We start from the raw sequence: 24128 nt of genomic DNA, 5'->3' as shown, positions 1-24128 counted from the left end.
CCCAGGGCGCATCCGAACCCGATTGCCGGACGAACGTTTCCGGTAATCGGGTTCGTATTCCGTGCCGCGACAGTGACGATCAGCTCAAGCCGGCGACGATCGCCGCCCGCACCGGATCGCCGGCGGGCAGCCCCTTGGCCACCCTGCGCCACGCGTTGCGTCCAGCCGTGAGCGAGCAGCGCACCGCGTCGGTGACCGCCGATGTATGCGTGCTGCCGAGCGCGGCACCCGGCAGCAGCGAGATCTCGAGATCCTCGGACATGGTGAGCGCCCTGGTGACAACCTGACCGGTGAGCGTGCCGTCGGCATCGGCGTAGAGGACGACGAGCAGTTCGGTGCGCTCGGCGCCGAGGCTCACCGCCACTCGCACGATGTCGCCCGCCGCGGCCCGAGCGCCGAACGAGTGCACCGAGATTCGCGTCTGCTCCGCGCCCGCGGGCGAGCGGGTGAACTCGATACCCAACTCCCGGTCGAGTTGTTTCTGCACCGCGCGGGTCGCCGTCGTCTCACCCTCGGACGACGCGGCGAGCGGGTGCACGGTCCAGCCCGGCACCGCCATCGCGGCGCGGCGCGCGTCGAGGTCGCCGACGGCGGCCGAACCGCCGCGTAACAGTCGCGCCGCGATCCGTGCCCCCGCGGCGGCCGACTCCGCGTCGACCTCCGGGCTGTCGGCCTCGGCGAAGGCGATCAGCACATCGATATCGACAGGCAGACTCAGGCGGTCCGCGTCATGATCGGGCGCCATCAGGATGTCTCCTCGTTGTCCCTGGCGTCGAGTTGCGCGCGCACTGCCGCACGCAGCATCTTGGCGCCCGCCGCGCGTAAACGCTTGACCTTCTCCTGGCTGAACTGCAGGTCTCGGGCCACCTCACCGGTGGTCTGCACATCGGAATAGCTGCCGTCCGTGGCGATCACGAAGGTCGCCCGGAGCACGGCCGCGGTCTCCGCGTGCGCGATCGAGTCCAGCGCGTCCCGCAGGATCGCGCGGTCGGCGAGCCGGTTCTCGGCATCGCCGCATCGATGATCCTCGAGTACCAGCACGGTCGACTCGTAGTCGACCCGGTGACCCGGGTGACGTTTCTCGGCCGTGCGACTGCGCCGGTCCTGCAGCACCTGCCACTGAAGCTTCTTGAGCACCAACGCTTTCCAGTGCCGAATCCGCTCGGTGGGCAGCGTCGCGGTGAGCTCGACCATCGTGTCCTGGGCGACATCTTCGAAGTCGCTGCGCATATCCGGGTCGAGCCGATCCAGGACGTAGCGCGCCTTGGTCGCCGCATAGCTCGACATGGTGACCAGATCGGCGCCGAAGATGTGGTCGACGACAGCGGGACGCAGGCGTTCGGGGACCTCGCTCCACGCGGCGCCGAGCCACTGATCCAAGGGCTCAGAACTCAACTGATACCCCCACTCGGCCGGCGACGGGCACACCACGGCTCGTTTTCTCGTCGCCGTCGATGCTACCTGCGCCGCAGGCCGGGCCGACCGGAGACAGCGGAGCGCGGTGTGGGATCGAACATGTCCCATCGCGGAGCCTCCTGTCGGGTCGATCGGCTCCTACACAGATGCGGTTGCCGCCCCGAGCGGTTCGCGTCACCGACGCCCAGACCCGCGCGATCAGGCCGGGCAGGCCGGGGAGGCGACCATGAACGAGAACGCGATCTGGCAGTACCAGGCCTTTTCGACCTTCCACTTCCCGTCCTCGGCGACGAAGTTGACGATGAGCGGGTACGGCGGACTGCCGTTGATCGACGCGGCGCCGTCGGCGAGCATGCCGGGTGGTGCGGTTCTGGTGCCCGCGATGGTGATCGCGATGGTGGCGCCGCCCTGTCGGGGAGCGTCGGCGACTCGGTTCGGCAGTTCGGGGTCGCTCTCGATGCCCTGGATGAGTTCGATCTTCTCGGCGTTGGACACCGCCGGGTCGAGCAGTCGCTGCATCAGTGCCCCGACCTCGTCGGCACTCGGTAGCGGCGGTGGTGCGGAGATCTCGCGCGCTACGACTTTCGCCGGCTCGGTGGTGGCGTCCTCGGCGGCCGAACAGCCCGCCGATACCGCGATCACGGCGAGCAGGGCCGCGACGGTCGTGGTGCGTCCGGCGCTGTGTCGTCTCGGCAACGTGGTCCCTCGGGTCGATCGATGGTGTGCTGGAATTCAATCGTATCGGGGCGTTCTCGGGAGGGTCGGGTGACGTCCGGCGGGGAGACGGGGGAGACATGGCGGTCGAATCGACGGATCAGTCGGGCGCGCTGTCGACCGATGACGCGGTGCTGATCGAGCTGACCGGTGCGCCGCAACGGTGGCTGGCCCTGTGTCGCGATGCCGTTGCCGCCGGGCCGGATGCCGCGCGCCGGCTACTGGAGCACCGGCGGGAGACCGGTGTGCTGGCCCGGCAGTCGCTGGCCCGGTGGAAGGATCTCGCGGCGGACGAGGATCTGCTGGAGGAGGAGTCCGAGGATCCCGACGCGCAAGACCGCCGGATCACCGCGGATCTGTCGGCGGCCCGCGCGATGGCGGTGCTGGCGCAGGCGCTGACCGGTTCGATCGACACCGACGACGCGTGTGAGACCTTCCTCGATCACGCCGAACGCGCCGGGTTGGTCTCGGTCGGTACCCAATTACTGCCCGCGGGTATTCCGATCACCACCGCGAATGCCCCGCTAGGCGAGATCGTGCGCCATCTGCTCGGGCAGGGCGGTCGGGCGGGGCGCGGATACGCCATCATGGCCGCGCTCGAGCTGGCCGGGCACACCCTCGCGGTCGTGCGCAGCAGCCGGATCAGCGTGCTGTTCTCGAGCTTCGGCGGTGGTGGCGAGGTGGGCGTGCTGCGCCTCGACGAGGTTCGTGGCGGACCGAGCGGCCTGCATCCCGACCCGGCGCGGATGGGCTTCCTGCAGGCCGATCGCGAATTCACCGACAGCCTCGAAAGAGCGTGGCGAATCAGCAGATTGGCCGGCACCGACGCGTGTGTGCGGTGGTCGGTCTCGACGCACGGCAGCTCGCCGGCCAACGACATGAACGGCGCGTCGATGGGCGCGGCGTTCGCGGTCGCCCTCGACGACCTTGCCCCGCGGCACGCGCTGCTGCGTCGCCTGCGGCCCCGCCGGCTCGACCCCGAGTGCGCGGTCACCGCGGGGCTGTCCGGCGCGAACCTGACGGCCGTCGGCGGCTACGCGGGCAAACTGACTGCCGCGCAACGCTCGTCGCTTCGCGTGGTGGTCGCGTCGGAGGCCTACCAGGCAGCCGCCGACGAGGCGCCACAGAACTACGCCGACCGCATCTCGGCCGCCCGCACGGTGTCCGAAGCGATCGCGAGGACCCGCACCCGGGCGAACCTCGCGCTGTGGATGGTTTCTGTCGCGGCCGGGCTGGCTGTGCTGCTGGCGGTGGGGTCGGTGACCGAGCTGGCCCAGCTGCGCATCGAGAACGCGGCCGCGCGAGCGGAATCGAATTCGCGCCTGTTCGCCGGTGTCGCGCGCGGCGGAGGAAACCTCAATCCCGCACTGTCCCAACAGATCGCGCTGGCCGCCTATCGAACCGCTCCGACCGAGGAAGCGCGATCGGCACTGTTGGAGAACTCCGCCACGGACGCGCCCATCCGAATCAGCCCGGGTGTCGTGCTCGGCCGCGGCGTGGTCTTCGATCCCGACGCGCCGCGCATCGCGACCACCCCGCAGGGCGACGTGATCGCGATCGGTGAAGGCGACGGTTCGGTGGAATTGGTGCGGGTGACCGAGTCCGGCGTCGACCGCTGGCCACGGTTCGCCACCGACAGCGGCCACATCCGCGGCGTCGCGATCAGCGCGGACCACGAATGGCTGGTGGTCGCGGGCGATCTGCGATCGGCGTTGTGGAATATCGCCGACCCCGGCGCACCGCGTCTGGTGACCCAGTTCCCCCTCGCCGGTCGGTTGCCCTCGTCGGTCGCGCTGAGTCCCGACCTCGCGTTCGTCGCCATCGGCACCCACAGTGCGACGGTGTCGACCTGGCGACTCGGCGACGATCCCGCGCACCCGGTCGCCCTACCGACGCAGTCGGTCTCGGGCCAGCGTGCCGAGGTCGCCCTGAGCGATCGCACGCTGGTCGCGGCGGTGCCGTCGTTGTTCGGCGGCGTCTGGACGACCACGGTGCGCGGCTGGAACACCGAGACCCTCGACCACGATCAGACACCGGTGTTCGACCGTCGCCTCGAACGGCCCGGCGGCGCGGAGGCGAGGTCGGTCGAGTTCACCGGCGACGGCGCCGTGCTGGCCGTCGCTCTCAATCCGGGTGAGGTCGCGCGCTGGCGCGTCGGCGCGAGCACCTTCGAGCCGATGCCCGCCGTGATGCGGGGCGCCAACGAATACCTCGACGTGTCGCTGACCGAAGACGGTCGGTCGGCCGTGATCGTCGGCGGGGACTCCCGGGCCCGCATCCGCGACCTGGACACGGGCGTGGAGCTGGTCACGCTCCCGATCGATATGGTCGCGCACGCTCGCTTCCTGCGCGGTGGAAAATCGCTGGTGACAACGAGTTTCGACCATGCCGTGCACGTTTTCGCACTGCCGGGTCCGGTCGTGCCGACCAGCCCGCTCACGCTGTTCCGGTTTCCGCTCGACCAGCCCGTCCTGCCGCAGGAACTGTTCCCGCACCTGCGAATGCTGGCCAGAACGCCCTTCGCCACCGATCGAACGTTGCTCGACGGCGACCCCGCCGGGCTGATCGACGTCGTCGCGATCGCCCCGGACGGGACAAGGGCGGTGACCAGAACCGAATCCACGATCCAGGTCTGGGACATCGCCGACCCGGTGAATCCGCGCCGCGTCGGCGCGCCGCTCAGCGCGGCAGGCGTCGACATCCGCGCCATCACGTTCAGCCCTGACGGTGCCCTGGCCATCGGTCGCAGCATGACTCAGACCGTCGAGGTCCTCGATGTCTCCGGCGAACCCCGAGTGCTGTCGAGTATCCGATTCGGCCGCGGCTACCCGACCTCGCTCGCCTTCAGTCCGGACGGCAGCATGCTCGCCGTCGGCAGCCACCGCACCGGCAACGTCAGCGTCTTCGCGACCACATCCGATGTGCCGCCGATCGCGGAGCTGTCCGATCTGCGAACCCCGGGCCAGACCATGTCGCTGGCCCTGAGCGCGCGCAACACCCTCGCTGTGGGCACTCTTACCGGCGCGTTCGTCTACGAGATCGGCAAGCCGGGTCGTCCGCCGCGCGCTCTCACCGTCCCCGTCGGCGCCAACGGCTCGGCGGGTTCGGTGGCCTTCGATCCGGACGGAACCCGGCTCGCCGTCGACGACATCCTCAGCGGCACCATTCTGCTCTGGGACTACAGCGACCCCGCGAACCCCACCGCTTACGCCACCGTCACTCGCGGTCAACGCCACCGCCAACCCACGATGCTGGCATTCGCCGCGAACGGGGCCGTCCTCACCGAATCCGCCGTCGACGGCACCCTGCGTCGATGGCGCACCGACGCCGCCGTCGAGGCCGACCGGATCTGTGCCAGCGGCACCACCCCGATCACCCGCGAGGAATGGGCAGACGCCCTTCCCGGCCACGCCTATGTGAACACCTGCCCCGCACGCTGATCCATAACAGCTCTACCGGCGGTTTCGCATTTGTCTGTGACAGTATGTAGCGGTGCCCCTATTTCTTGGGGCAACGGAAATGTGGCCTTATCGGATGCCGCAATACAATTCTCATCGAGTTCTCAGAATTAATTAAGAAACGGTGGGTATCGCGCGAAAATGCCAGTTGGGGGCGGCGTTGTGGCCGAACTGTTACCAGTGTCACTAAATCGAGAAATCCGTAACCCGCGATGTTCGGGCGTCGATATGCCATTTGTAAGCCAGCTCCGGCTGGGCCTATGCGAGAAACAGAGGAATTACTATGATCCCCGTTATCATCGACACCGGTAGCGCTGCCCTCGGCGGCCTCTTCAATACCTTCGGCGCAGCACTGCAGGGGCTGGTCGACACCCTGTGGACCGGTTCCTTCGGCGGCTGATACAGCCCCATAGGTCGATGAAACGACCTGGTCCTCGCTAGCGCGTGACCGACGAGAAGGCCTCGCACCTGACGGTGTGGGGCCTTCCCTCGTCAGTGGGTGTGGGGGGCCCGTTCGGGCACATGCTTCGGGCCGTGCGAGTCGGCGCACGGGTGGGAGTCGCGGTTGCCGATGTCGAGGAGTTCCGGGCTGGCGTGGTCGACCTGCAGGGTGACGTGCTCGATGTGGTGGTCGTGGTCGAGCATGTGCGCGATGTCCTCGCGGACCGCGTGGCAATCGCGACCGGGCTGCACGAGAACATGGGCCGACAGGGCGGGGGAGCCGGAGGTGATTTCCCAGATGTGCAGGTCGTGAACCTCGGTGACGCCCTCGCGCGCGGCCATGTCGCGGCCGATCTGCGCGGGGTCGAGGTTTTCGGGCGCGGCCTCGAGGAAGATCCGGCTCGACGCCTTGATCAGGCCGATTCCGGCCTTGATCATCAGCACGACCACGATCAGCGTGGCGACCACGTCGGCCTGGACCCAGCCGGTGAGGACGATGATCAGACCGGCCACGGCGGTGGCGATGAACGCGAACAGGTCGTTGAGGATGTGCTGGTAGGCGCCTTCGACATTGAGGCTGGTGCGATCGGCGCGGCTGATCATCCAGGTGGCGAGCACGTTCACGACGATGCCGACCAGTGCGGTGATCAGCACCAGCCAGCCCTGCACCTCCGGCGGCTCGAACAGTCGGCGGATCGCCTCGTAGCCGAGCCAGAGTGCCAGCAGCAGCAGCGTCAGACCGTTGGCCTGGGCCGACAGGATCTCGGCCCGCTTCCAGCCGAAGGTCATCCGCCCGCTCGCCGGTCGCGCCGCGAGCCGAATGGCCCACAGCGCCAGCGCGATCGAGGCGGCATCGGTGGTCATATGCGCCGCGTCGGAGAGCAGTGCGAGCGAATCGGCGATGATGCCGACGATCACCTCGCCGATCAAGAAGGTGACGATCACCGCCAGGGCGCCCGCCAGCCAGCGTCGATCGCTGTCGGCCGATACCCCGTGGTCGTGCCCGTGCCCTGCGCCCATCACGTTCCCCTCTTCTGCGGTTCGATCGGTCGCAATCATATGCACACATCGCTATGTATGCAATTCGTTCTTGGTCGGGGGTGATCGTCGCTGGTCACCGGATGTCGCCGCGTCCGATTCCAGCCTATGCCTGAGCGTACGGGCGCGGTAACGCGCGCCGAATCACTCTCGAGAGTGAGGTGCGACGGACTGTTTCCGGACAGACTGGCATGTCGTGGGACTACCTCGGGAACATCCATCACCGCTCGACGCGTTGATCGCCGCCATGGTGACGGCCGCGACGGTGGTGCCCGCGCTCGCTGGCGCAGCCTCGTGGTGGATCGTCGGGCTGTCGGTCCTCGCGTCGGTGCCGGTGTTGTGGCGGCGTCGGGCTCCGGTGGGTGTGCTGTTCGTGGTCGGTCCGGCGATCACCGCGCTCGGCTGTGTGCACGCGTTGCCGATCCTGCCGTTCGGCACGGTCGTCTGTGTGTACACGATCGCGGCGTACTGTTCCGCGCGGCAACGACGTACGACCTTTGTGCTGGTCGTGGTGGGAATTCTGGTGTCGCTACTGGTGCCACGCGAGACCGCCGACTCGTACGCCTATGCCGCGATGTCGTTCATGACGGCATGGGCACTCGGGTCGGGGGTCCGTGCCAAGCAGGCGCAGATCGACGCACTCGCCGAACGGACGCGACGCCTCGACGACGAACGCGAGGCCGCCGTGGTTCGCGAGCGGTTGCGGATCGCCCGGGATATGCACGACGGGCTCGCCCACACGGTCGGTGCGATGATCGTGCGCGCCGAGACCGGTCCGCTGCTCGATCGGGCCGATGCCGACGCGGCGTTCGCGGCGATCGCCGACGGTGGGCGTGCTGCCCTGCGGGAACTGCGCCACAGTATCGGTGCGCTGCGCGAGGACGATCCGCCGCATCAACCAGGGGTGGCCGCCATCGCCGATCTTGTCGCGCTCGCCGAACATCGGGGTCTGGCCGCCCGTTTCACCGAACACGGAGCCCGCGTGCCGATCTCACCGCAAGCCGACGCCGCCGCGTATCGGATCGTGCAGGAGGCGCTGACCAATACGGGCAAGCATGCGAAGGCGACGCGGGTCGACGTGGCGCTGAGCTGGTCATCGGGTCGGCTCGGGGTACGAATCGCCGACGACGGCACCGCGGTGGAAGGCGGTCGGGTGGGTGACGGCGACCCGACGGGCTTCGGTTTGGTCGGGATGCGAGAACGGGTGCACGCGTGCGGTGGCGTGTTGCGGGTGGAGCCCACGCATTCGGGGTTCGTGGTATCCGCCGATCTGCCGCTGACACAGGGGAGTTGACGATGCGAGTGCTCGTCGTCGACGACCAGGAACTGTTCCGCACCGGGTTTCGGCTCATCCTGGAATCCGAACCCGACATCGAGGTGGTGGGGGAGGCTTGCGATGGTGTGGAAGCGGTGACGGCGGCCCGGCGGCTCACCCCCGATGTGGTGGTGATGGACGTGCGGATGCCGCGGCTGGACGGAGTGGGGGCCACCGCGAGGATCTGCGCGGAGACGGCGGCAAAGGTGCTGGTACTCACCATGTTCGACGTCGATGAGTACGTGTACGCCGCACTGCGGGCGGGTGCGAGCGGATTCCTGCTCAAGGACGCGCGCAGGGCCGAATTGATCGGCGGGGTCAGGGTTGTCGCCGCCGGTGACGCGCTGCTTGCCCCCTCGGTGACGCGGCGGCTGATCGCCGAGGTCGCCGCGCGCGCGTGTCCGCATCCGGAAGCATCCGCGCAGTTGGCCATGCTGACCCCGCGGGAACGCGACATCCTGCGAGAACTCGCCGCGGGCCGCTCGAATACCGAACTCGCGGCCCGGCTGGTCGTCACCGAACACACCGTGAAAACCCATGTCAGTTCTGTTCTTTCGAAGCTGGGTCTCCGCGATCGGGCCCAAGCGGTGGTCTTCGCCTATGAATCCGGGATGGTGGCTCGGGGGGACAACCAATTGCCGGGCGGCGCGAGGTGATCTCACTCGCGTGAGGGAGGTGGGTCCGCTCGTATGGGCGATGTGCTGAAGCCGCCCCCACCGCGACGATCAAGGGGTGACATCTACTGAAGAGGCTGTGCGCGAAAGGTTCTCCGGGCGAATCGATCGTCGATGGCTCGGGCCGTCGACGATCTGGTTGATCGCCACCATCGGCTCAGCGGTGTTGTGGAGTATCGGCACCGGCCTGCATCCGAGTCCCGGAATCGCCCTGCTCGCCCCACTTCCGGTGTTGTGGCTGGCCCCGCGGCAATCCGCGCCGGCGGTGTACGCGGCAGCGGCGCTGTCGTGGTTCGGCGGTAACGCGAGGTACTGGTCCTACTTCATCGATACCCTGGACCAACCCGCGACGATCCCTGTAATTCTGCTTGTCGGCGGTGCACTGACCTTCGGGGCGTGCATCGTCCTCTTTCGAAAGCTGCTGATGCAGGGCAGGTTTGGATGGGCCGTGCTCGCCCTGCCCGCCCTGTGGACCTCGGTGGAGTTCCTGGTCAGCATGGTCGGCGGGATCGGCGCGTGGTGGAGCATCGCGTACTCCCAGGCCGAGGTGGCGGCGATCGTGCGCGTCGCATCGATCACCGGCGTGTGGGGGATCAGCTTCCTGCTCCTTGCGGTGCCCAGCGCCGTTGCCGCGCTGATGGCCCCCGGAATCCGGACGGCACGCGGGTTGACGGTGGTCGGTGCGGCGGCGGGAGCGGTGATCGTCGCCATCGGTGCAGGTCAGTGGTGTTCCGAGGCGGCAAGCGGCGGCCCGGTGACGAGGGTGGGGTTGGTCGCCCTCGCGCAGCCGCCGATGTACGTTCCGGTCGCCACGCCCGATGGTGCGCGGATGATCACCGAAGCGGTCGCCGCCGTCGACCAGCTCGCCGACCAGGGCGCCGAAGTCATCGTCTTCACCGAGAAGGCTTGGCATGCGAGACAATCCGAGCTCTGGTTGTTGCGCGACCCACTCAGCGCCGTTGCTGTTCGCCGTGGCGTCGATGTGGTCGTAGGTCTGGAACTCGAACAACCCAACGGCACTGTCAACGCCGCCATCGCCTATCCAGGCGAAACTGTCTATGCGAAGCGCTTTCTCGTCCCCGGCCTCGAATCCTCGCTCCAGCCAGGAACGACCTCGGTCCGGATTCCTGGTCGTTCCTGGGCGCTGGCGATCTGCTTCGACCTCGATCGCCCTGCCCTCGTCCGCCAGAACCGCACCGAGGGCGCGACGCTGATCCTCGCTCCCGCACTGGATTTCACCGTCGACCACTGGTTACACAGCCGAATGGCAGTGCTACGAGCCGCCGAATCAGGCATCGCCATCGCGCGCCCCGCCCAGCTCGGCGAACTGGTCGCCGTCGACGCACAGGGCACCGTGCAGGCGTCGGTCCGCACCGACCTCACCGAAACCCGCATGGCGCTCGCCGACATCCGCACCGCCGGGGATCGCACGCCTTACGTTCGCTGGGGCGACTGGTTCGCAGGATTGTCGATCATGCTCGCCGTGGCCGGTGGACTCGCTGCCCTCCGTCGTCCGGTCGCTCAACCGAGGCCTCATTAATCGGTCGATCAGTCCTGATCGGGCCAGGTATCGGCGACGACCAACTTGCCCGCCGCCAGGATCAGCGCGTAGTACTCGGCGACCACTCCGGACGGATAAGTCGGCCAGAACGACACCGCCCCGGTCGCCTTGTCGATGACATACACCGAGCCGCCGATCGGGATCGGCCGATCCGAGGGCGCGTGCAACGGCGCGATCGCGAAAACGGTGAATCCGTCCGCGAATTCGACGATCTGCCGATCGTGCCCCGGTTGCTCGGCGGGGAGGTGTTCGGCCGCGAGGCGGCTGGCCTCGGCTCGGTCGACCGGCGTCTGCGCGTCGGTCGGATATGCATGGATGTCCACGTTGTTCGCTCCTCGTGGCGATTGTCGTCGCCCTGGTGCGATCGTGCTCGACTTCGCTCGAATGCGCGAGCCCGGACATAGAACGAGCCCGGCGTCCCTGCTCCCCCCTCCTGGAGCAGGCCCTGCCGGGCTCGCAAGAACTACTCTCCGGTACCGGCCCAGCAGGATCCTGAAGAGTCGCTTAACGCGCGGCGTTGTCATCGACGCGGTCCACCGCGATATCCCCATATGAAGGACAACTCCTGCGGTGCGCACTGTGCGCGCCTGTGTACCAGGGACGGGCTGGCCGAGGTGCTTGCCACCGATCGCGGTCTGCTGCACTGGCGGGCTGTGCGCAGTCTCGGCGATGCGGGCCTGGCCGAGCACGCGGTGCAGGAGACCCTGCTGCGCGGCTGGCGTTCCTGTCAGGACTTCGACGATCGCAAAGGCAGCGTGCGAACCTGGCTGCTGGCGATCGAACGCAACGTCGTCATCGACATCCTGCGGGCCCGAGCCATTCGGCCCGGTGATGTGGGCTGGGACGACATCACCGAGGTATCGGTCTGTGGCAGACCGGATTTCGCCGACGGACTGGTCGACGGGCTGCTCGTCGACGACCTGCTGGCCAGGCTCCCGGAGCCGCAGCGCGCGGCGGTGACCGAGGTGATTCTGCACGACCGCGGGTACCGGGAGGTCGCCGCGGATTTCGGTGTTCCGGTCGGCACTGTGAAGACCCGGGTGCACTACGCGTTGCGGTCCCTGCGGCAATTGCCAGAAGTTGCCTGAGAGGCGTCTCTGAGGGCTCATCTGGGCATCCGAACAGCGCTTTTTCATACTTCCATCCAGTTACATTTCGGTAACTGTGCTTGCCCTGTGGTTGCCAACGTTGCAAGAGTGAACCACTGGGTTTGGTGTTACCAGGTGTTACCAATGGGAAGGGAGGGGTGCTCCGGTCCCGGAGCACCGACCGAACATGCAACCAAACATCATCAAGGCCGGAATCTGCTCTACCGTCTCCGCCGCGGTGGTGGTGTCGCTGTCGGGATTGATCCCCGTGACCGCCCACGCCGCTCCTGAACCGGCGACCAGCGCGCAGCTCGCCGGTAAGACGATCTTCCTCGACCCCGGTCACCAGGGGTCGGCGCATTCGGAGGACCTGAGCCGCCAGGTCGACAACGGCCGCGGCGGCACCAAAGACTGCCAGACCACCGGCATGACCTCACTCAACGGCATCCCCGAGCACACCATCAACTGGGATGTCGCCCAGCTCGTGCGGGCGTCCCTGGAGGCGCTGGGCGCCGACGTGGTGCTGAGTCGTGCCGACGACACCGGGTGGGGCGGCTGCGTCGACGATCGCGCCCGCGCCGCCAACCAGTCCGGCGCCGACGTGGCGGTGAGCATTCACGCCGACAGCGCGGGCCCCGACCAGCACGGATTCCACATCATCGTGCCGCAGCTCCCCATCCCCGACTCGATCGCCGACAAGGCGCAGTCCGGCGGCGGGCGGCTCGTGTCGAGCGCGGTCCGTGACGCCTACCTGGCAGCCGGCTTCTCGCCCGCGAACTACGCGGGCGTCAAAGGGGGTCTGCAGACCCGCGAGGATGTGGCAGGCCCGGCGCTGACACAGGTGCCGCTGGTGTTCGTCGAGATGGGCAACGGCGCCCATGCCGGCGACGCCGCTCGGCTGGAATCGCGCGAAGGTCAGCTCGAGCACGCGGTCGCCATCGCGACCGGCGTCGTGGGGTTCCTGCTGAACAAGCCGATCCCCGCCTACGCCGCCGCACCGGGTCGGGTGCCGGTCGCGACTACCACACAGACTCCCAAGCGCGCACCCGCTGCCGATCCGACAGGGACCCCCGCGCCGACCGCTGACGCGCCCGCGTCGCCGCCGGCCGCGAACCGGAACGGCGCTTCCGTACCGGCCGAGGACCCCAGCGGTGCCGGAACGCCCGCCGAGGGCACGAATGGGGCTTCGGCGCCCACCACCGCCCCGGCTGACTCCTCACAGCCCTCGAAGAAGCCCGGAGGGACCACCGCGTCGAGCCCGGAGTCCCAGACGCCGGCTCCGACCTCGACGACAGCGGCACCCCGCGCGGTCGCTCCGGCGCAGGTTCCCGCACCCGAGCAGGCACCGGCTGATCCGCCCGCGCTGCCCGGTGGCGCGAGCGACCAGACGGCGCCGACCGAGGATCCGGCCCCCGCCGACGCCAACGGTCCCGCGACCGGCGCACCGATCCCCGCTCGAGCCCCGATCGCCGATCCGGTTCCGGTGGCCCCCGTCCGCACCGCGGCCCCCGGCGACCCGCCCCGCACGACGTCACCCCAGGCGCCCGCCGCACCCGCTCCGAAGAAGCGCGGCACCACGCCCAAAACCGAGGCGGCGCCCGAAGAGCCCGAGCTCGATCTGAGCACCCTCGGCGGCCCGATCACCACCGTCATGACGCTGCTCATGCCTTTGGCCCAGGCCCTCGGCATGGACGAATCAACCATTCCCGGCCAGCTGATAAATCTGGTGTACACCCTGGTGGGCATGGTTTTCGGTCCATCCTGACAGTTCATCGCACCCACGCTGCCCACTCCTGATCCAGGGGTGGGCGGCGTGCTGTGTGGCCGGGGGTAGGTGGCACCATGGGTGCGGTGATTCCTGTCGTGATCGTTGCTGGGTTTCTCGGTTCGGGGAAGACGACCCTGCTCAACTACCTGCTGCGCAACAATCGGGGAACCCGGATCGGGGTGGTGGTCAACGACTTCGGGGCCGTGAACATCGACGCGATGCTGGTGGCGGGGCAGGTCGACGCGATGGTGTCGCTCGGCAACGGGTGCGTGTGCTGCGCGGTGGACGTGTCCGAACTCGACGATCTGTTCGCGCAGCTGGCGCAACCGCGCAGTGCGGTGGATGTGATCGTGGTGGAGGCGAGCGGGCTGGCCGAGCCGCGCAACCTGATCCGCATGGTGATCGCCAACCCGAACCCGCGTATCGCCTACGGCGGATTGGTCGAAGTGGTCGATGCCGAGCAGTTCACCGCCACCAGCACGCAGCATCCGGAGCTGGTGACCCATCTGCGGATGGCGGATCTGGTGCTGGTGAACAAGGCGGACCGCGTCGGAGCCGAGGCGCTGGCCGGTCTGCGGGCGCAGTTGGCCGACTGGGTCGGGCAGGTGCCGGTCTATGCGACGACGCACGGCCGTATCGATCCGGGCCTGCTGTTCGACGATCGGGCGCCCGATCAGCTGAGGGTGGCAGAGCAGCTGAGTTTCGACACACTGCTCGACGAGCACGACCACGATGATCCCGAGCACCGCCACCTCCACGATGACTACGTCTCGGTGTCGTTCACGACCGACCGCGCCTTGAATCCCCGTGCGCTGGTGGGCTTTCTGGAGGATCCGCCGCCAGGTCTGTTCCGTGCCAAGGGGTATGTGACGTTCGCGGTGGCGGGCGAGCGACGCAAGTTCGAAGTCCACCTGGTCGGCAGACACGTGGTCTTCACCCCCGGCAGCTGGGCGCGTGGCGAGCAGCGCGTCTCGAACCTGGTACTGATCGGCGCGGGGCTCGACGCGGACGGGGCGCTGAAACGATTGCACGACACCGTGTTCGACGGTGAGACACTCTTGGACGAGCAGGAGATGCTCGGCGTGTGGCGTTACACCGTGCAGTGACCGTCAGCCGCAGGCGTTGACCCACTCCGAAAGCCCGTCGGCGAACAACTGCCGCTTCCAGATCGGCACCTCGTGCTTGATCCGATCGACGAGCTCGGCGCACACCGTGAACGCCTCGGCCCGATGCGGCGCGGCCACCGCGACGACGATCGCCAACCCGCCGATCGTGAGCGACCCGATCCGATGTGTCGCCGCGACCGGAAGTCCGCTCGCCTGCGCCACTTCCGCGCAGATCGCGTGGAGGAAGCGCTCGGCCTGGGGGTGTGCGGAGTACTCCAGCGACGTCACCGCCTGCCCACCGTCGTGGTTGCGCACCTTCCCGGTGAACACCACCACCGCGCCGAATTCCGGTCCGTCGACAGCGTTTTCGACGGTGAGAGGGTCGAGGTCCTGATCGCTGATGGTCGCCAGCCGAACAGCACCGAAGTCACTCATGGTTGCCGCCTCCGGCTACTTGCGCGAGCAGATGATCCAACAGCGGTTCCAGCACCGCGATCCCGTCTTTCACCCCGCCGGGCGAACCGGGCAGGTTCACGACAACGGTGCGACCGGCCAGCCCGGCGACGCCGCGACTCAGTGCGGCCAGGGGGAACTTCGCGGTCCCACGCTGCCGGATCGCATCGGCGACACCCGGCAGCTCACGATCGAGCACGGCGCGGGTGGCCTCGGGCGTCGCATCGGTGGGGGAGGCGCCGGTGCCACCGGTGGTCACCACCAGCGCGGGCGCCGCGCTCAGTGCGTCGGCCAGCCCGGCGGCGATCTCCGCATCGGCGTAGACCAGCGGCCCACGGACCGAAAACCCTTGTGTGGTCAGCCAATCGACGAGTACGGGACCGGTCGTGTCGGTGCGGGTTCCCGCCGCGGTGCCGGTGGACGCGACGACCACGACTGCTGTCCGTGAAAAGGTCTGGGCGTCAGCTGATTCCGTCGCCCTGGGCGTCGACATCGGGGTCTCGACACCGGCACCCGCGTTCACCTGCGCCAACCGGTCGAGCGCCGGTGCGCCGGTGTCGGGCCGACTCTCCGGTCGCACCCAATGCCCGTGCTTTCCACCCTCTTTGGTGACCAGCCGGACCCCGTTCATCACCGCGGCGGGGTCTACCGCTTTCACCATGTCGTGCAAGGTGAGCCCAGCGACGGCCACCGCCGTCAGCGCTTCCATCTCGACGCCGGTCGGACCCTTCGTCTTGGCGGTCGCCTCGACGGTGATGGTCGTCTCGGTGAATCCGAACTCCACCTTCACCGACGACAGCGCCAGCTGATGACACAGCGGGATCAGCTCGGAAGTCTTTTTCGCACCGGCGATTCCGGCCAACCGCGCAGTAGACAACACGTCGGCCTTCGGCATGCCCTCGGCCCGCACCAACGCGATCACCTCGGCGGTGGTCTGCAATTCGCCTGCGGCGACGGCGATTCGGGTGGTGTCGGCTTTCGCGCTGACATCGACCATGCGCGCGCGACCCTCGCGGTCGACGTGGGACAACTCGCTCATAGCGACAAGATTCGCACAGGGACACCGGCGGCCAGCGAGGTGACCTCGGCGGGAACATCGACGAGCACATCGGCCCAGGCCATCGCCGCGATGAGATGTGAGCCGGGCCCCGAGATCACTTCGACCCCGTCCTCGGTCAACAGGCCGCGCAGGTATTGGCGACGACCGGCCGGGGAGCGCAGCGGCGTGCGCAGGGTCGTTTCGCCGCTCACGAGTTCCGGCAGTCCGGCCAGCGCGCGCACGGCGGGGCGCGCGAACACCGCGTACGACACCATCGTGCTCACCGGATTGCCGGGGAAGCTGAGCACGGGGACCTCGTCGACCACCGTGTAGCCCTGTGGTCCGCCGGGTTGCACCGCGACCGAGCCGAACGTCCCGCCGAGCGGACCCAGCACATCCTTGACGACCTCGAAGTCGCCCTTGGACACGCCACCGGAGGTGAAGACCACGTCGGCGGCGGCGATCGCGGCGTTCAGCACCGAGGTGAACACCGCGGGGTCGTCGGTGCTGTGCGCGACCTCGACCACCTCGACACCGTCGGCCCGCAGTGCCGCGGCCAGGGCGATGCCGTTCGAGTTGTAGATCTGTCCCGGCGCCAACACGCTGCCCGCGGGCTGGAGTTCGTCACCGGTCGTGATGCAGACCGCGCGTAATCGACTCAGCACCGACACGGCAGGCAGGCCGACAGCGGCCAGCGCCGCGATATGGCGGGGGGCGAGCACCGTGCCCGCCCGCGCGACGAGCTCACCGGTCCGCACATCGGTTCCTGCTTCGCGCACGAATTCGCCGCGCCCACGTCCACGTTCGACCACGATCCGACCGTCGCCGGCCTGCACATCCTCGACCGGCACCACACAATCGGCCCCGGGCGGCATCGGCGCACCGGTCATCACCTTCACCGCCGAGCCGACGGGCAGCGCATCGGTGCCCGGCTTACCCGCCGCCACCACGCCGACAACGGGCAGCGTGACCGGCGTGACGGCCACATCGGCCGCGCGCACCGCGTATCCGTCCATCGCCGAGTTGCGGAACACCGGCAGGTCGATCGGTGACACCACATCGGCCGACAGCGTGCGGCCGAGCGCGTCGGGCACCGCCACCTGTTCGTCGTGGCGGTCGGCGAGCGGGGCCAGCAGCGCGGCGACGGTGTCGCGGTACTCGTCGACGCTGCGTGCCGACGCGGTAGCGGGCCGGGGAGTCATGCTGCCAGCTTAATCTCCGCCGTCCGGGCCGGTCGGGGTCGCATTGCTCACGGTGGGGGCTTGCCTGTGGTGAGCTGACGAGTTCGCGAAGAATCGGCCCGGCGCAGGGAATGTGACGGGCCTTACGGGTCATACTGTAGAGATGACGCTGGTCGAGATGGGGATACCCGCCGTGCGATCGGAGCGGCCGTCCCTGGACGGCAGGCCCGAGACGCCGTTCCTCGTCGACCGTTTCGGCCGGATCGCTCGTGACCTACGCGTGTCCATCACCGAGAAATGCTCGCTGCGCTGCACCTATTGCATGCCGGAGGAGGGCCTGCCGCCGATTCCGCGCCAGGAACTGCTCACCGCCGACGAGATCGTGCGGCTGGTGTCGCTGGCCGTGCGCGAGCTGGGTGTGCGGGAGGTGCGGTTCACCGGCGGCGAACCGCTGATGCGTCGTGAGCTGGAACAGATCATCGCGGGCTGTCACGCGGCGGTGCCCGGCACCCCGCTGGCCATGACCACCAACGGCGTCGGCCTCGAACACCGCATCCACAAGCTCGCCGCGGCAGGCTTGACCAGAGTCAATGTCTCCCTCGACACCGTCGACCGGGAGGATTTCACCCGTCTCACCCGCCGCGACCGCCTGGAATCGGTGCTCAACGGCATCCGTGCCGCGCGCGACGCGGGCATGGCGCCGGTGAAGGTCAACGCCGTGCTGATGCGCCAGAATCTGGCGGGCGCGGCCGACCTGCTCGCGTGGTGCCTGGCCGAACAGTGCGAGCTGCGCTTCATCGAGGAAATGCCCCTCGACGCCGACCACGAGTGGGCCCGCGATCACATGGTGACCGCCGCCGACCTCCTCGATGTCCTCGGCGAGCGCTTCACCCTGACTCCCACCACCCGCGCCGACCCCTCGGCTCCGGCCGAGAAATGGCTGGTCGACGGCGGACCGGCGACCGTCGGCATCATCGCTACGGTCACCCGCAAGTTCTGCGACAGCTGCGACCGGACCCGGCTCACCGCCGATGGCATGTTGCGCTCGTGCCTGTTCAGCGACCAGGAGTTCGACGTGCGGTCCGCGCTGCGGGCAGGCGCCGACGACGACGAGGTCGCCGAGCTGTGGCGTGGCGCGATGTGGCAGAAATGGGCCGGTCACGGTATCGACGCCGCCGGTTTCGTCCCCCCGGAACGCACGATGGGAGCCATCGGTGGTTGAGGTCCGCTATTTCGCCGCCATCGCCGACGCGGTCGGCAAGAACACCGAATCCCTCGACCTACCCGACGGCGCCACCGTCGCCGACCTACGGGCGACCCTCGCCGCCACCTACGGTTCCGACGTCGACGGCCTGGTCGGCGTCTGCGCCTTCCTCATCGGTGACGAACTCACGCGTGACCCGTCGGCCATGCTCCGCGACCGCGTCGACGTACTGCCCCCGTTCGCCGGGGGCTAGCGCCACCAGGTGTCGAGCGGGGTGACCGGGACGGTGCGCTTGTGGCGGGTGTTGGTGAAGATCGACTCCACGCGCGTGGCCACCTCGGGGGTGACGTCCTTGCCTTCGAGATAGTCGTCGATCTCGGTGTAGCGCAGGCCGAGTGCGTCTTCGTCGGCGAGGGCGGGACGGTCGTCCTCGAGGTCGGCGGTGGGGACCTTTGACCAGATGCTCGACGGGGCGCCCAGTTCTTGCAGCAGGGCCGCGCCCTGACGCTTGGTGAGACCGGTGAGGGGGGTCAGGTCGACACCGCCGTCGCCGAACTTGGTGAAGAATCCGGTGACCGCTTCGGCCGCGTGATCGGTGCCGACCACCAGCAGGCTTTCCTGGCCCGCGAGGGCGTACTGGGCGACCATCCGCTCGCGCGCCTTGATGTTGCCGCGCACGAAGTCGCGCAACCGCTCGTGATCCAGCGCGCCCGCGACCTCGATGCCAACGGCGTCGGCGCTGGGGCGGATGTTCACCACGACCGTGCGATCGGGGTCGACGAAGTTCAACGCGATCTGCGCGTCGTGCTCGTCGGCCTGCATGCCGTAGGGCAGCCGCACCGCCAGGAATTTCGCCTCGACGCCCTCGGCCCGCAGCTCCTCGACGGCGAGCTGGCACAGCCGACCGGCCAGCGCGCTGTCCTGTCCGCCACTGATCCCTAGGGCGAACCCTTTGGCCGGGGTGGTGGCCAGGTAGTCCTTCAGGAAGTCGACGCGCTGCCGGACCTCCTGCTTCGGCTCGATCTCGGGCTGTACACCCAATTCGGCAATGATCTGTTCACGCAGTGTCCCCATGCCGTCTCACTCTACTTGTGGGGCAGGGGAAATGACCCGGCGAACCAGCCATTCCCAGTTGTCGCCGATCTGCTCGCGCGAGTAGCCCAGCACCTCGACCTGGTGGATGATCAGCGCCGCCGACAGCGTGGACAGCAGCGAGTCGGCGATCAGCGCGACTTCACCGTCGACCCCGGCCGCGCGCAGCAGCAGCGTGACGTGCGCCTTGTGCAGGGCGTACGGCCCGCCGCCGAAACGCCCGTTCTCCTCGGCGGCCCGATGCAGATCGCCCTCGACCTCGACATCGAGCAGCCGAGTCCGCCCGAACGCGATCAGCCGCTCGACCGGGTTCGCCTCGGGGCCGAGCGGTGCCGGGCCGAACATGAACGCGGCCTGGAACTTCTGCTCGGAATGATCCAGCAGCGCCAGCATCAGCCCGGTGCGATTGCCGAATCGGCGAAAGACCGTGCCCTTGCCCACTCCCGCGCGCTTGGCCAGCGCGTCCATCGTCAGACCGTCGACGCCGTGCTCACGCACCAACTGCTGGGCCGCGTCGAGCAGTAGCGCGCGATTGCGCGCGGCATCGGCACGTTCGACGGGTTCCGCGCTGCCGGGCAGCGGCTGTCCGATCCCCAGCAGGGGCGGCTCGTCGGATCTGGGTGTGCCGTAGCTCACGCCGCTCACACGTCCTCCGCGGGAAGTAATCGGACCGAGGTCCGGTTATTGTCGGATGAAACTTGGATCATTCCACTGAGTACACCAGGAGTCGCAATGAGCGAGACCCGCATCCTTACTCTCGTCGGAAGCCTGCGCGCGGGCTCCATCAATCGCCGCCTGGCCGAGGCTGCCGTGCAGACCGCGCCCGCCGACGTCGACATCACCATCTACGAGGGTCTCGGCGAGATCCCGTTCTACAACGAAGACCTCGATGTGCCCGACGCCGTGCCCGCGCAGGCCGCCGCGCTGCGTGCCGCCGTCGCCGCGGCCGATGCCGTCCTGCTGGTCACTCCCGAATACAACGGCACCCTGCCCGCCGTGCTGAAGAACGCCATCGACTGGGCCTCGCGTCCGTACGGCGCCGGCTCGATCAAGGGTAAGCCGGTCGCCGTGGTGAGCGCGTCGATCAGCCCGAACGCCGCGGCGTGGGCGCACGGCGACACCGTCAAGTCCGTGGGCGTGGCGGGCGGCGTCGTCGTCGAGTCGGCGCACGCGCAGTTCGCGACCATCGGCGAGCGTTTCGCGCAGACTCATCCGACCGAGGACGCCGAGGCGCTGACCCAGCTCGGCGCGACCGTCCACGAGTTGGTCGCCGCGGTGAACGGCACTTTGGTCTCGGCGTAAGCTGAGCGTTCGGCAGGGCGTCGCATCCGTCACGGATGCGACGCCCTTCGGCTGTCCACGGGGTTTGCTGAAGACTCGCCGGTAGATGAAATCGTGATCTGAACCACTGTTTTCCCTGCTGGCCGGTAGCCCGTCCTGGGACTTACCGCGTGGGAATTACATCCGTGCGACTCGCAACACCTTGTGTTGTTCCCATCTGTCGGACACTAGGTGTAGTGTCTGTCGTACTGGAAGACGGTGTGAAGCCACCACTGATCGGGCCCAAGGGAAGGGGTTGCGAGCAGGGCTTTCTTCGCTAGATCCAGGAGTTTGCGCAGCATCACCCGTTCGTGCATTGCATACGGATCACAGGCTGTGGATCAGGCATAGGAGAGAGGGACTTCCATCATGACCATCACCGTGTACACCAAGCCCGCTTGCGTGCAGTGCAACGCCACCTACAAGGCGCTCGACAAGGTCGGGGTGGACTACGACGTCATCGACATCTCGGAGAACGACGAGGCGCGTGATTTCGTCATGGCACTGGGCTACCTGCAGGCGCCGGTCGTCGTCGCGGGTGAGGATCACTGGTCGGGCTTCCGTCCCGACCGCATCAAGTCGCTCGCCGTCGCGGCTGCCTAGTTCGCGCCGGTTCGCCGGTAAGGAGGCGCCATGCCCGAGCAGATGTCTCCGGGCGGGCTGGTCTACTTCTCCAGCGCCTCGGAGAACACCCATCGTTTCGTCGAGAAGCTCGGTCTCCCGGCTACTCGACTTCCACTGCACACATCATCTGATCCGCCGCGGATCGACGAACCCTACGTGCTGATCACCCCCACCTATGGCGGTGGTCGGCACGTCATGGGTGGACAGCGTCCCGACAAGGACCTCGTTCCGCGGCAAGTCGCCAAGTTCCTCAACGACCCACACAACCGCGCGCTGCTGCGCGGGGTGATCGCGGCCGGCAACACGAACTTCGGCGATACCTATTGCGTTGCAGGAGACATCATCTCGCAAAAATGCGGGGTGCCGTATCTGTATCGCTTCGAACTCATGGGAACCGCTGAGGACGTCGCGCGCGTCCGAGAGGGATTGGGATTGTTTTGGCAACAGCAACCACAGCACCGGCAGGCAAGTCAGCACGCCTAGAGAAGTCGGCGGTGCGCGGCGAGGCGGGCGAGGTGCTCGACTACCACGCCCTCAACGCGATGTTGAACCTGTACGGCCCCAACGGTGAGATCCAGTTCGACAAGGATCGAGAGGCCGCGAACCAGTACTTCCTCCAGCACGTGAACCAGAACACGGTCTTCTTCCACAACCTGGACGAGAAGCTGGATTACCTGGTCAAGGAGAACTACTACGAGACCGAGGTGCTCGACCAGTACGGTCGCCCCTTCGTCAAGCAGCTGTTCCAGCAGGCCTATGCCAAGAAGTTCCGGTTCCCGACCTTCCTCGGCGCGTTCAAGTACTACACCTCGTACACGCTCAAGACCTTCGACGGTAAGCGCTACCTGGAGCGGTTCGAAGATCGCGTCTGCATGGTCGCGCTGACGCTGGCCGCCGGTGACGAGGTGCTCGCGAGCAACCTGGTCGACGAGATCATCGACGGCCGCTTCCAGCCCGCCACCCCCACCTTCCTCAACTCCGGCAAGAAGCAGCGCGGCGAGCCCGTGTCCTGCTTCCTGCTGCGCATCGAGGACAACATGGAGTCCATCGGGCGCTCCATCAACTCCGCGCTGCAGCTGTCCAAGCGCGGCGGCGGCGTCGCCCTGCTGCTGAGCAACATTCGTGAGCACGGCGCCCCGATCAAGAAGATCGAGAACCAGAGCTCGGGTGTCATCCCGATCATGAAGCTGCTCGAGGACTCGTTCTCCTACGCCAACCAGTTGGGTGCGCGTCAGGGCGCGGGCGCGGTGTACCTGCACGCGCACCACCCCGACATCTACCGCTTCCTCGACACCAAGCGCGAGAACGCCGACGAGAAGATCCGCATCAAGACGCTGTCGCTGGGTGTGGTGATCCCCGACATCACCTTCGAGCTGGCGAAGAAGAACGAGGACATGTACCTGTTCTCGCCGTACGACGTCGAGCGCATCTACGGTGTGCCGTTCGCCGATGTGAACGTCACCGAGAAGTACTACGAGATGGTCGACGACAAGCGCATCCGTAAGTCGAAGATCAAGGCGCGCGAGTTCTTCCAGACCATCGCCGAGCTGCAGTTCGAGTCGGGCTACCCCTACATCATGTTCGAGGACACGGTGAACCGGGCCAACCCGATCAAGGGCAAGATCACCCACTCGAACCTGTGCTCGGAGATCCTCCAGGTCTCCACCCCCTCGGAATTCAACGACGATCTGTCCTATTCCAAGGTGGGCAAGGACATTTCGTGCAACCTCGGTTCGCTCAACATCGCCAAGGCGATGGACTCGCCCGACTTCGGTCAGACCATCGAGACCTCGATCCGCGCGCTCACCGCTGTCTCGGATCAGACCCACATCTTCTCGGTGCCCTCGATCGAGCAGGGCAACAACGAGTCCCACGCCATCGGCCTCGGGCAGATGAACCTGCACGGATACCTGGCGCGTGAGCGGGTCCACTACGGCTCCGAAGAAGGTGTGGATTTCACCAACATCTACTTCTATACCGTGGTCTACCACGCGATTCGGTCCTCGAACCTGATCGCCAAGGAGCGCGGCTCCTCGTTCGGTGGGTTCGCCGAATCCAAGTACGCCAGCGGCGAGTACTTCGACAAGTACACCGAGCAGGCGTGGGTGCCCAAGACCGACAAGGTGGCGCAGATGTTCGCCGAGGCCGGCGTGCGCATCCCCACCCAGGACGACTGGCGTCTGCTGAAGGCCTCGGTGCAGGAATACGGCATCTACAACCAGAACCTGCAGGCCGTGCCGCCGACGGGTTCGATCTCCTACATCAACCACTCCACCAGCTCGATCCACCCGGTGGCGTCGAAGATCGAGATCCGCAAGGAAGGCAAGATCGGCCGCGTCTACTACCCGGCCCCTTACCTGGACAACGACAATCTCGAGTACTACGACGACGCCTACGCAATCGGTTACGAGAAGATCATCGACACCTACGCTGCTGCCACCCAGCACGTGGATCAGGGCCTGTCTTTGACCCTGTTCTTCAAAGACACCGCGACTACCCGCGACATCAACAAGGCCCAGATCTACGCCTGGCGCAAGGGAATCAAGACTCTGTACTATATCCGTTTGCGCCAAATGGCCTTGCAAGGGACTGAAATAGAGAATTGCGTCTCGTGCATGTTGTAGTTCTTCAGTAGC

The 24128-nt window shown here is 67.5% G+C and carries 23 protein-coding genes; 13 read left to right on the top strand and 10 right to left on the bottom strand.

Annotated elements, in window-relative coordinates; genetic code table 11:
* Positions 1-79 precede the first annotated feature (79 nt).
* From OHS03_RS20945 to OHS03_RS20935, 3 genes are all read right to left on the bottom strand, one after another.
* Positions 80-745: a hypothetical protein gene (locus tag OHS03_RS20945; protein WP_328656406.1), complete on the bottom strand. Its 666-nt coding sequence runs from the start codon at positions 743-745 to the stop codon at positions 80-82.
* The gene (locus tag OHS03_RS20940; protein ID WP_328656404.1) at positions 745-1395 is read right to left on the bottom strand and encodes a hypothetical protein; all 651 of its coding nucleotides are present in this window, start codon (positions 1393-1395) and stop codon (positions 745-747) included. Before OHS03_RS20940 ends, OHS03_RS20945 begins: the two co-directional genes overlap by 1 nt.
* 219 nt (positions 1396-1614) lie before the next feature.
* Positions 1615-2112, bottom strand: a complete 498-nt coding sequence (locus tag OHS03_RS20935; protein ID WP_328656403.1) for an MTB12 C-terminal domain-containing protein — start codon at positions 2110-2112, stop codon at positions 1615-1617.
* 98 nt (positions 2113-2210) lie between these two features.
* Here OHS03_RS20935 and OHS03_RS20930 point away from each other — a divergent pair, with 98 nt between their 5' ends.
* Complete coding sequence (locus OHS03_RS20930; protein WP_328656401.1) at positions 2211-5570, top strand: WD40 repeat domain-containing protein; 3360 nt, start codon at positions 2211-2213, stop codon at positions 5568-5570.
* Positions 5571-6080: 510 nt separating this feature from the next.
* Here the strand turns inward: OHS03_RS20930 and OHS03_RS20925 are convergent.
* Positions 6081-7049 carry a cation diffusion facilitator family transporter gene (locus OHS03_RS20925; RefSeq protein WP_328656399.1) on the bottom strand — a complete coding sequence of 323 codons (969 nt, stop codon included), beginning with the start codon at positions 7047-7049 and terminating at the stop codon, positions 6081-6083.
* Between the two features lie 214 nt (positions 7050-7263).
* On the opposite strand from OHS03_RS20925, the gene OHS03_RS20920 reads away from it, so the two are divergent.
* The 3 genes from OHS03_RS20920 to OHS03_RS20910 all read left to right on the top strand — a co-directional run bounded on the left by OHS03_RS20920 (position 7264) and on the right by OHS03_RS20910 (position 10596).
* Positions 7264-8361: a sensor histidine kinase gene (locus OHS03_RS20920; protein WP_328656397.1), complete on the top strand. Its 1098-nt coding sequence runs from the start codon at positions 7264-7266 to the stop codon at positions 8359-8361.
* Positions 8358-9038 carry a response regulator gene (locus tag OHS03_RS20915; RefSeq protein WP_328656395.1) on the top strand — a complete coding sequence of 227 codons (681 nt, stop codon included), beginning with the start codon at positions 8358-8360 and terminating at the stop codon, positions 9036-9038. Before OHS03_RS20920 ends, OHS03_RS20915 begins: the two co-directional genes overlap by 4 nt.
* A gap of 76 nt (positions 9039-9114) precedes the next feature.
* Positions 9115-10596: a nitrilase-related carbon-nitrogen hydrolase gene (locus OHS03_RS20910; RefSeq protein WP_328656393.1), complete on the top strand. Its 1482-nt coding sequence runs from the start codon at positions 9115-9117 to the stop codon at positions 10594-10596.
* Between the two features lie 8 nt (positions 10597-10604).
* Here the strand turns inward: OHS03_RS20910 and OHS03_RS20905 are convergent, their stop codons facing one another.
* The gene (locus OHS03_RS20905) at positions 10605-10940 is read right to left on the bottom strand and encodes an SUKH-4 family immunity protein (RefSeq protein ID WP_328656391.1); all 336 of its coding nucleotides are present in this window, start codon (positions 10938-10940) and stop codon (positions 10605-10607) included.
* Between the two features lie 228 nt (positions 10941-11168).
* Here OHS03_RS20905 and OHS03_RS20900 point away from each other — a divergent pair, with 228 nt between their 5' ends.
* The 3 genes from OHS03_RS20900 (at position 11169) to OHS03_RS20890 (ending at position 14579) form a co-directional block, all read left to right on the top strand.
* Entirely contained in the window at positions 11169-11705 is a 537-nt protein-coding gene (locus OHS03_RS20900; RefSeq protein WP_056812397.1) for a sigma-70 family RNA polymerase sigma factor, read from the top strand.
* Between the two features lie 187 nt (positions 11706-11892).
* A complete protein-coding gene (locus OHS03_RS34725; RefSeq protein WP_407942398.1) occupies positions 11893-13470 on the top strand; it encodes an N-acetylmuramoyl-L-alanine amidase in 1578 nt (525 codons plus the stop codon).
* Between the two features lie 77 nt (positions 13471-13547).
* Positions 13548-14579: a CobW family GTP-binding protein gene (locus OHS03_RS20890; RefSeq protein WP_328656389.1), complete on the top strand. Its 1032-nt coding sequence runs from the start codon at positions 13548-13550 to the stop codon at positions 14577-14579.
* A gap of 3 nt (positions 14580-14582) precedes the next feature.
* Here the strand turns inward: OHS03_RS20890 and OHS03_RS20885 are convergent, their stop codons facing one another.
* From OHS03_RS20885 to OHS03_RS20875, 3 genes are read right to left on the bottom strand one after another with little or no spacing between them, the layout of a single operon-like run.
* Positions 14583-15014, bottom strand: coding sequence for a molybdenum cofactor biosynthesis protein MoaE (locus tag OHS03_RS20885; RefSeq protein WP_062983926.1), 432 nt, complete (start codon positions 15012-15014; stop codon positions 14583-14585).
* Positions 15007-16071, bottom strand: a complete 1065-nt coding sequence (gene moaCB / locus OHS03_RS20880; RefSeq protein WP_328656388.1) for a bifunctional molybdenum cofactor biosynthesis protein MoaC/MoaB — start codon at positions 16069-16071, stop codon at positions 15007-15009. Before moaCB ends, OHS03_RS20885 begins: the two co-directional genes overlap by 8 nt.
* Positions 16068-17273 carry a molybdopterin molybdotransferase MoeA gene (locus OHS03_RS20875; RefSeq protein ID WP_328656386.1) on the bottom strand — a complete coding sequence of 402 codons (1206 nt, stop codon included), beginning with the start codon at positions 17271-17273 and terminating at the stop codon, positions 16068-16070. The genes moaCB and OHS03_RS20875 overlap by 4 nt, the downstream gene beginning before the upstream one ends.
* A gap of 142 nt (positions 17274-17415) precedes the next feature.
* Here OHS03_RS20875 and moaA point away from each other — a divergent pair, with 142 nt between their 5' ends.
* Together moaA and OHS03_RS20865 are read left to right on the top strand one after the other, a co-directional pair.
* A complete protein-coding gene (moaA, locus tag OHS03_RS20870) occupies positions 17416-18474 on the top strand; it encodes a GTP 3',8-cyclase MoaA (RefSeq protein ID WP_056812380.1) in 1059 nt (352 codons plus the stop codon).
* The gene (locus OHS03_RS20865; RefSeq protein WP_062983935.1) at positions 18467-18709 is read left to right on the top strand and encodes a MoaD/ThiS family protein; all 243 of its coding nucleotides are present in this window, start codon (positions 18467-18469) and stop codon (positions 18707-18709) included. The genes moaA and OHS03_RS20865 overlap by 8 nt, the downstream gene beginning before the upstream one ends.
* Here OHS03_RS20865 and nadE read toward each other — a convergent pair.
* Positions 18706-19530: an NAD(+) synthase gene (gene nadE / locus OHS03_RS20860; RefSeq protein WP_328656383.1), complete on the bottom strand. Its 825-nt coding sequence runs from the start codon at positions 19528-19530 to the stop codon at positions 18706-18708. The genes OHS03_RS20865 and nadE overlap by 4 nt on opposite strands.
* Before the next feature lie 6 nt (positions 19531-19536).
* Positions 19537-20184, bottom strand: coding sequence for a TetR/AcrR family transcriptional regulator (locus tag OHS03_RS20855; protein WP_371852075.1), 648 nt, complete (start codon positions 20182-20184; stop codon positions 19537-19539).
* A gap of 96 nt (positions 20185-20280) precedes the next feature.
* Between OHS03_RS20855 and OHS03_RS20850 the strand changes: the two genes are divergently transcribed.
* From OHS03_RS20850 to nrdE, 4 genes are all read left to right on the top strand, one after another.
* Positions 20281-20850 (top strand): NAD(P)H-dependent oxidoreductase, encoded by a 570-nt coding sequence (locus OHS03_RS20850; RefSeq protein WP_056812368.1) that lies wholly within the window; start codon positions 20281-20283, stop codon positions 20848-20850.
* A gap of 387 nt (positions 20851-21237) precedes the next feature.
* On the top strand, positions 21238-21471 hold the full coding sequence (gene nrdH, locus OHS03_RS20845) for a glutaredoxin-like protein NrdH (protein ID WP_056812365.1): 234 nt from the start codon (positions 21238-21240) through the stop codon (positions 21469-21471).
* 30 nt (positions 21472-21501) lie between these two features.
* The gene (nrdI, locus tag OHS03_RS20840; RefSeq protein ID WP_082843882.1) at positions 21502-21975 is read left to right on the top strand and encodes a class Ib ribonucleoside-diphosphate reductase assembly flavoprotein NrdI; all 474 of its coding nucleotides are present in this window, start codon (positions 21502-21504) and stop codon (positions 21973-21975) included.
* An 11-nt stretch (positions 21976-21986) separates the two neighbouring features.
* Positions 21987-24116, top strand: coding sequence for a class 1b ribonucleoside-diphosphate reductase subunit alpha (gene nrdE, locus OHS03_RS20835; protein ID WP_328664338.1), 2130 nt, complete (start codon positions 21987-21989; stop codon positions 24114-24116).
* Positions 24117-24128: the final 12 nt, after the last annotated feature.

Origin of the sequence: Nocardia salmonicida (assembly GCF_036142455.1) — a bacterium.
Taxonomy (GTDB): domain Bacteria; phylum Actinomycetota; class Actinomycetes; order Mycobacteriales; family Mycobacteriaceae; genus Nocardia; species Nocardia salmonicida.
Note: the sequence above shows the minus strand (reverse complement) of the source record. Positions and strands in the feature narration are given on the sequence as shown.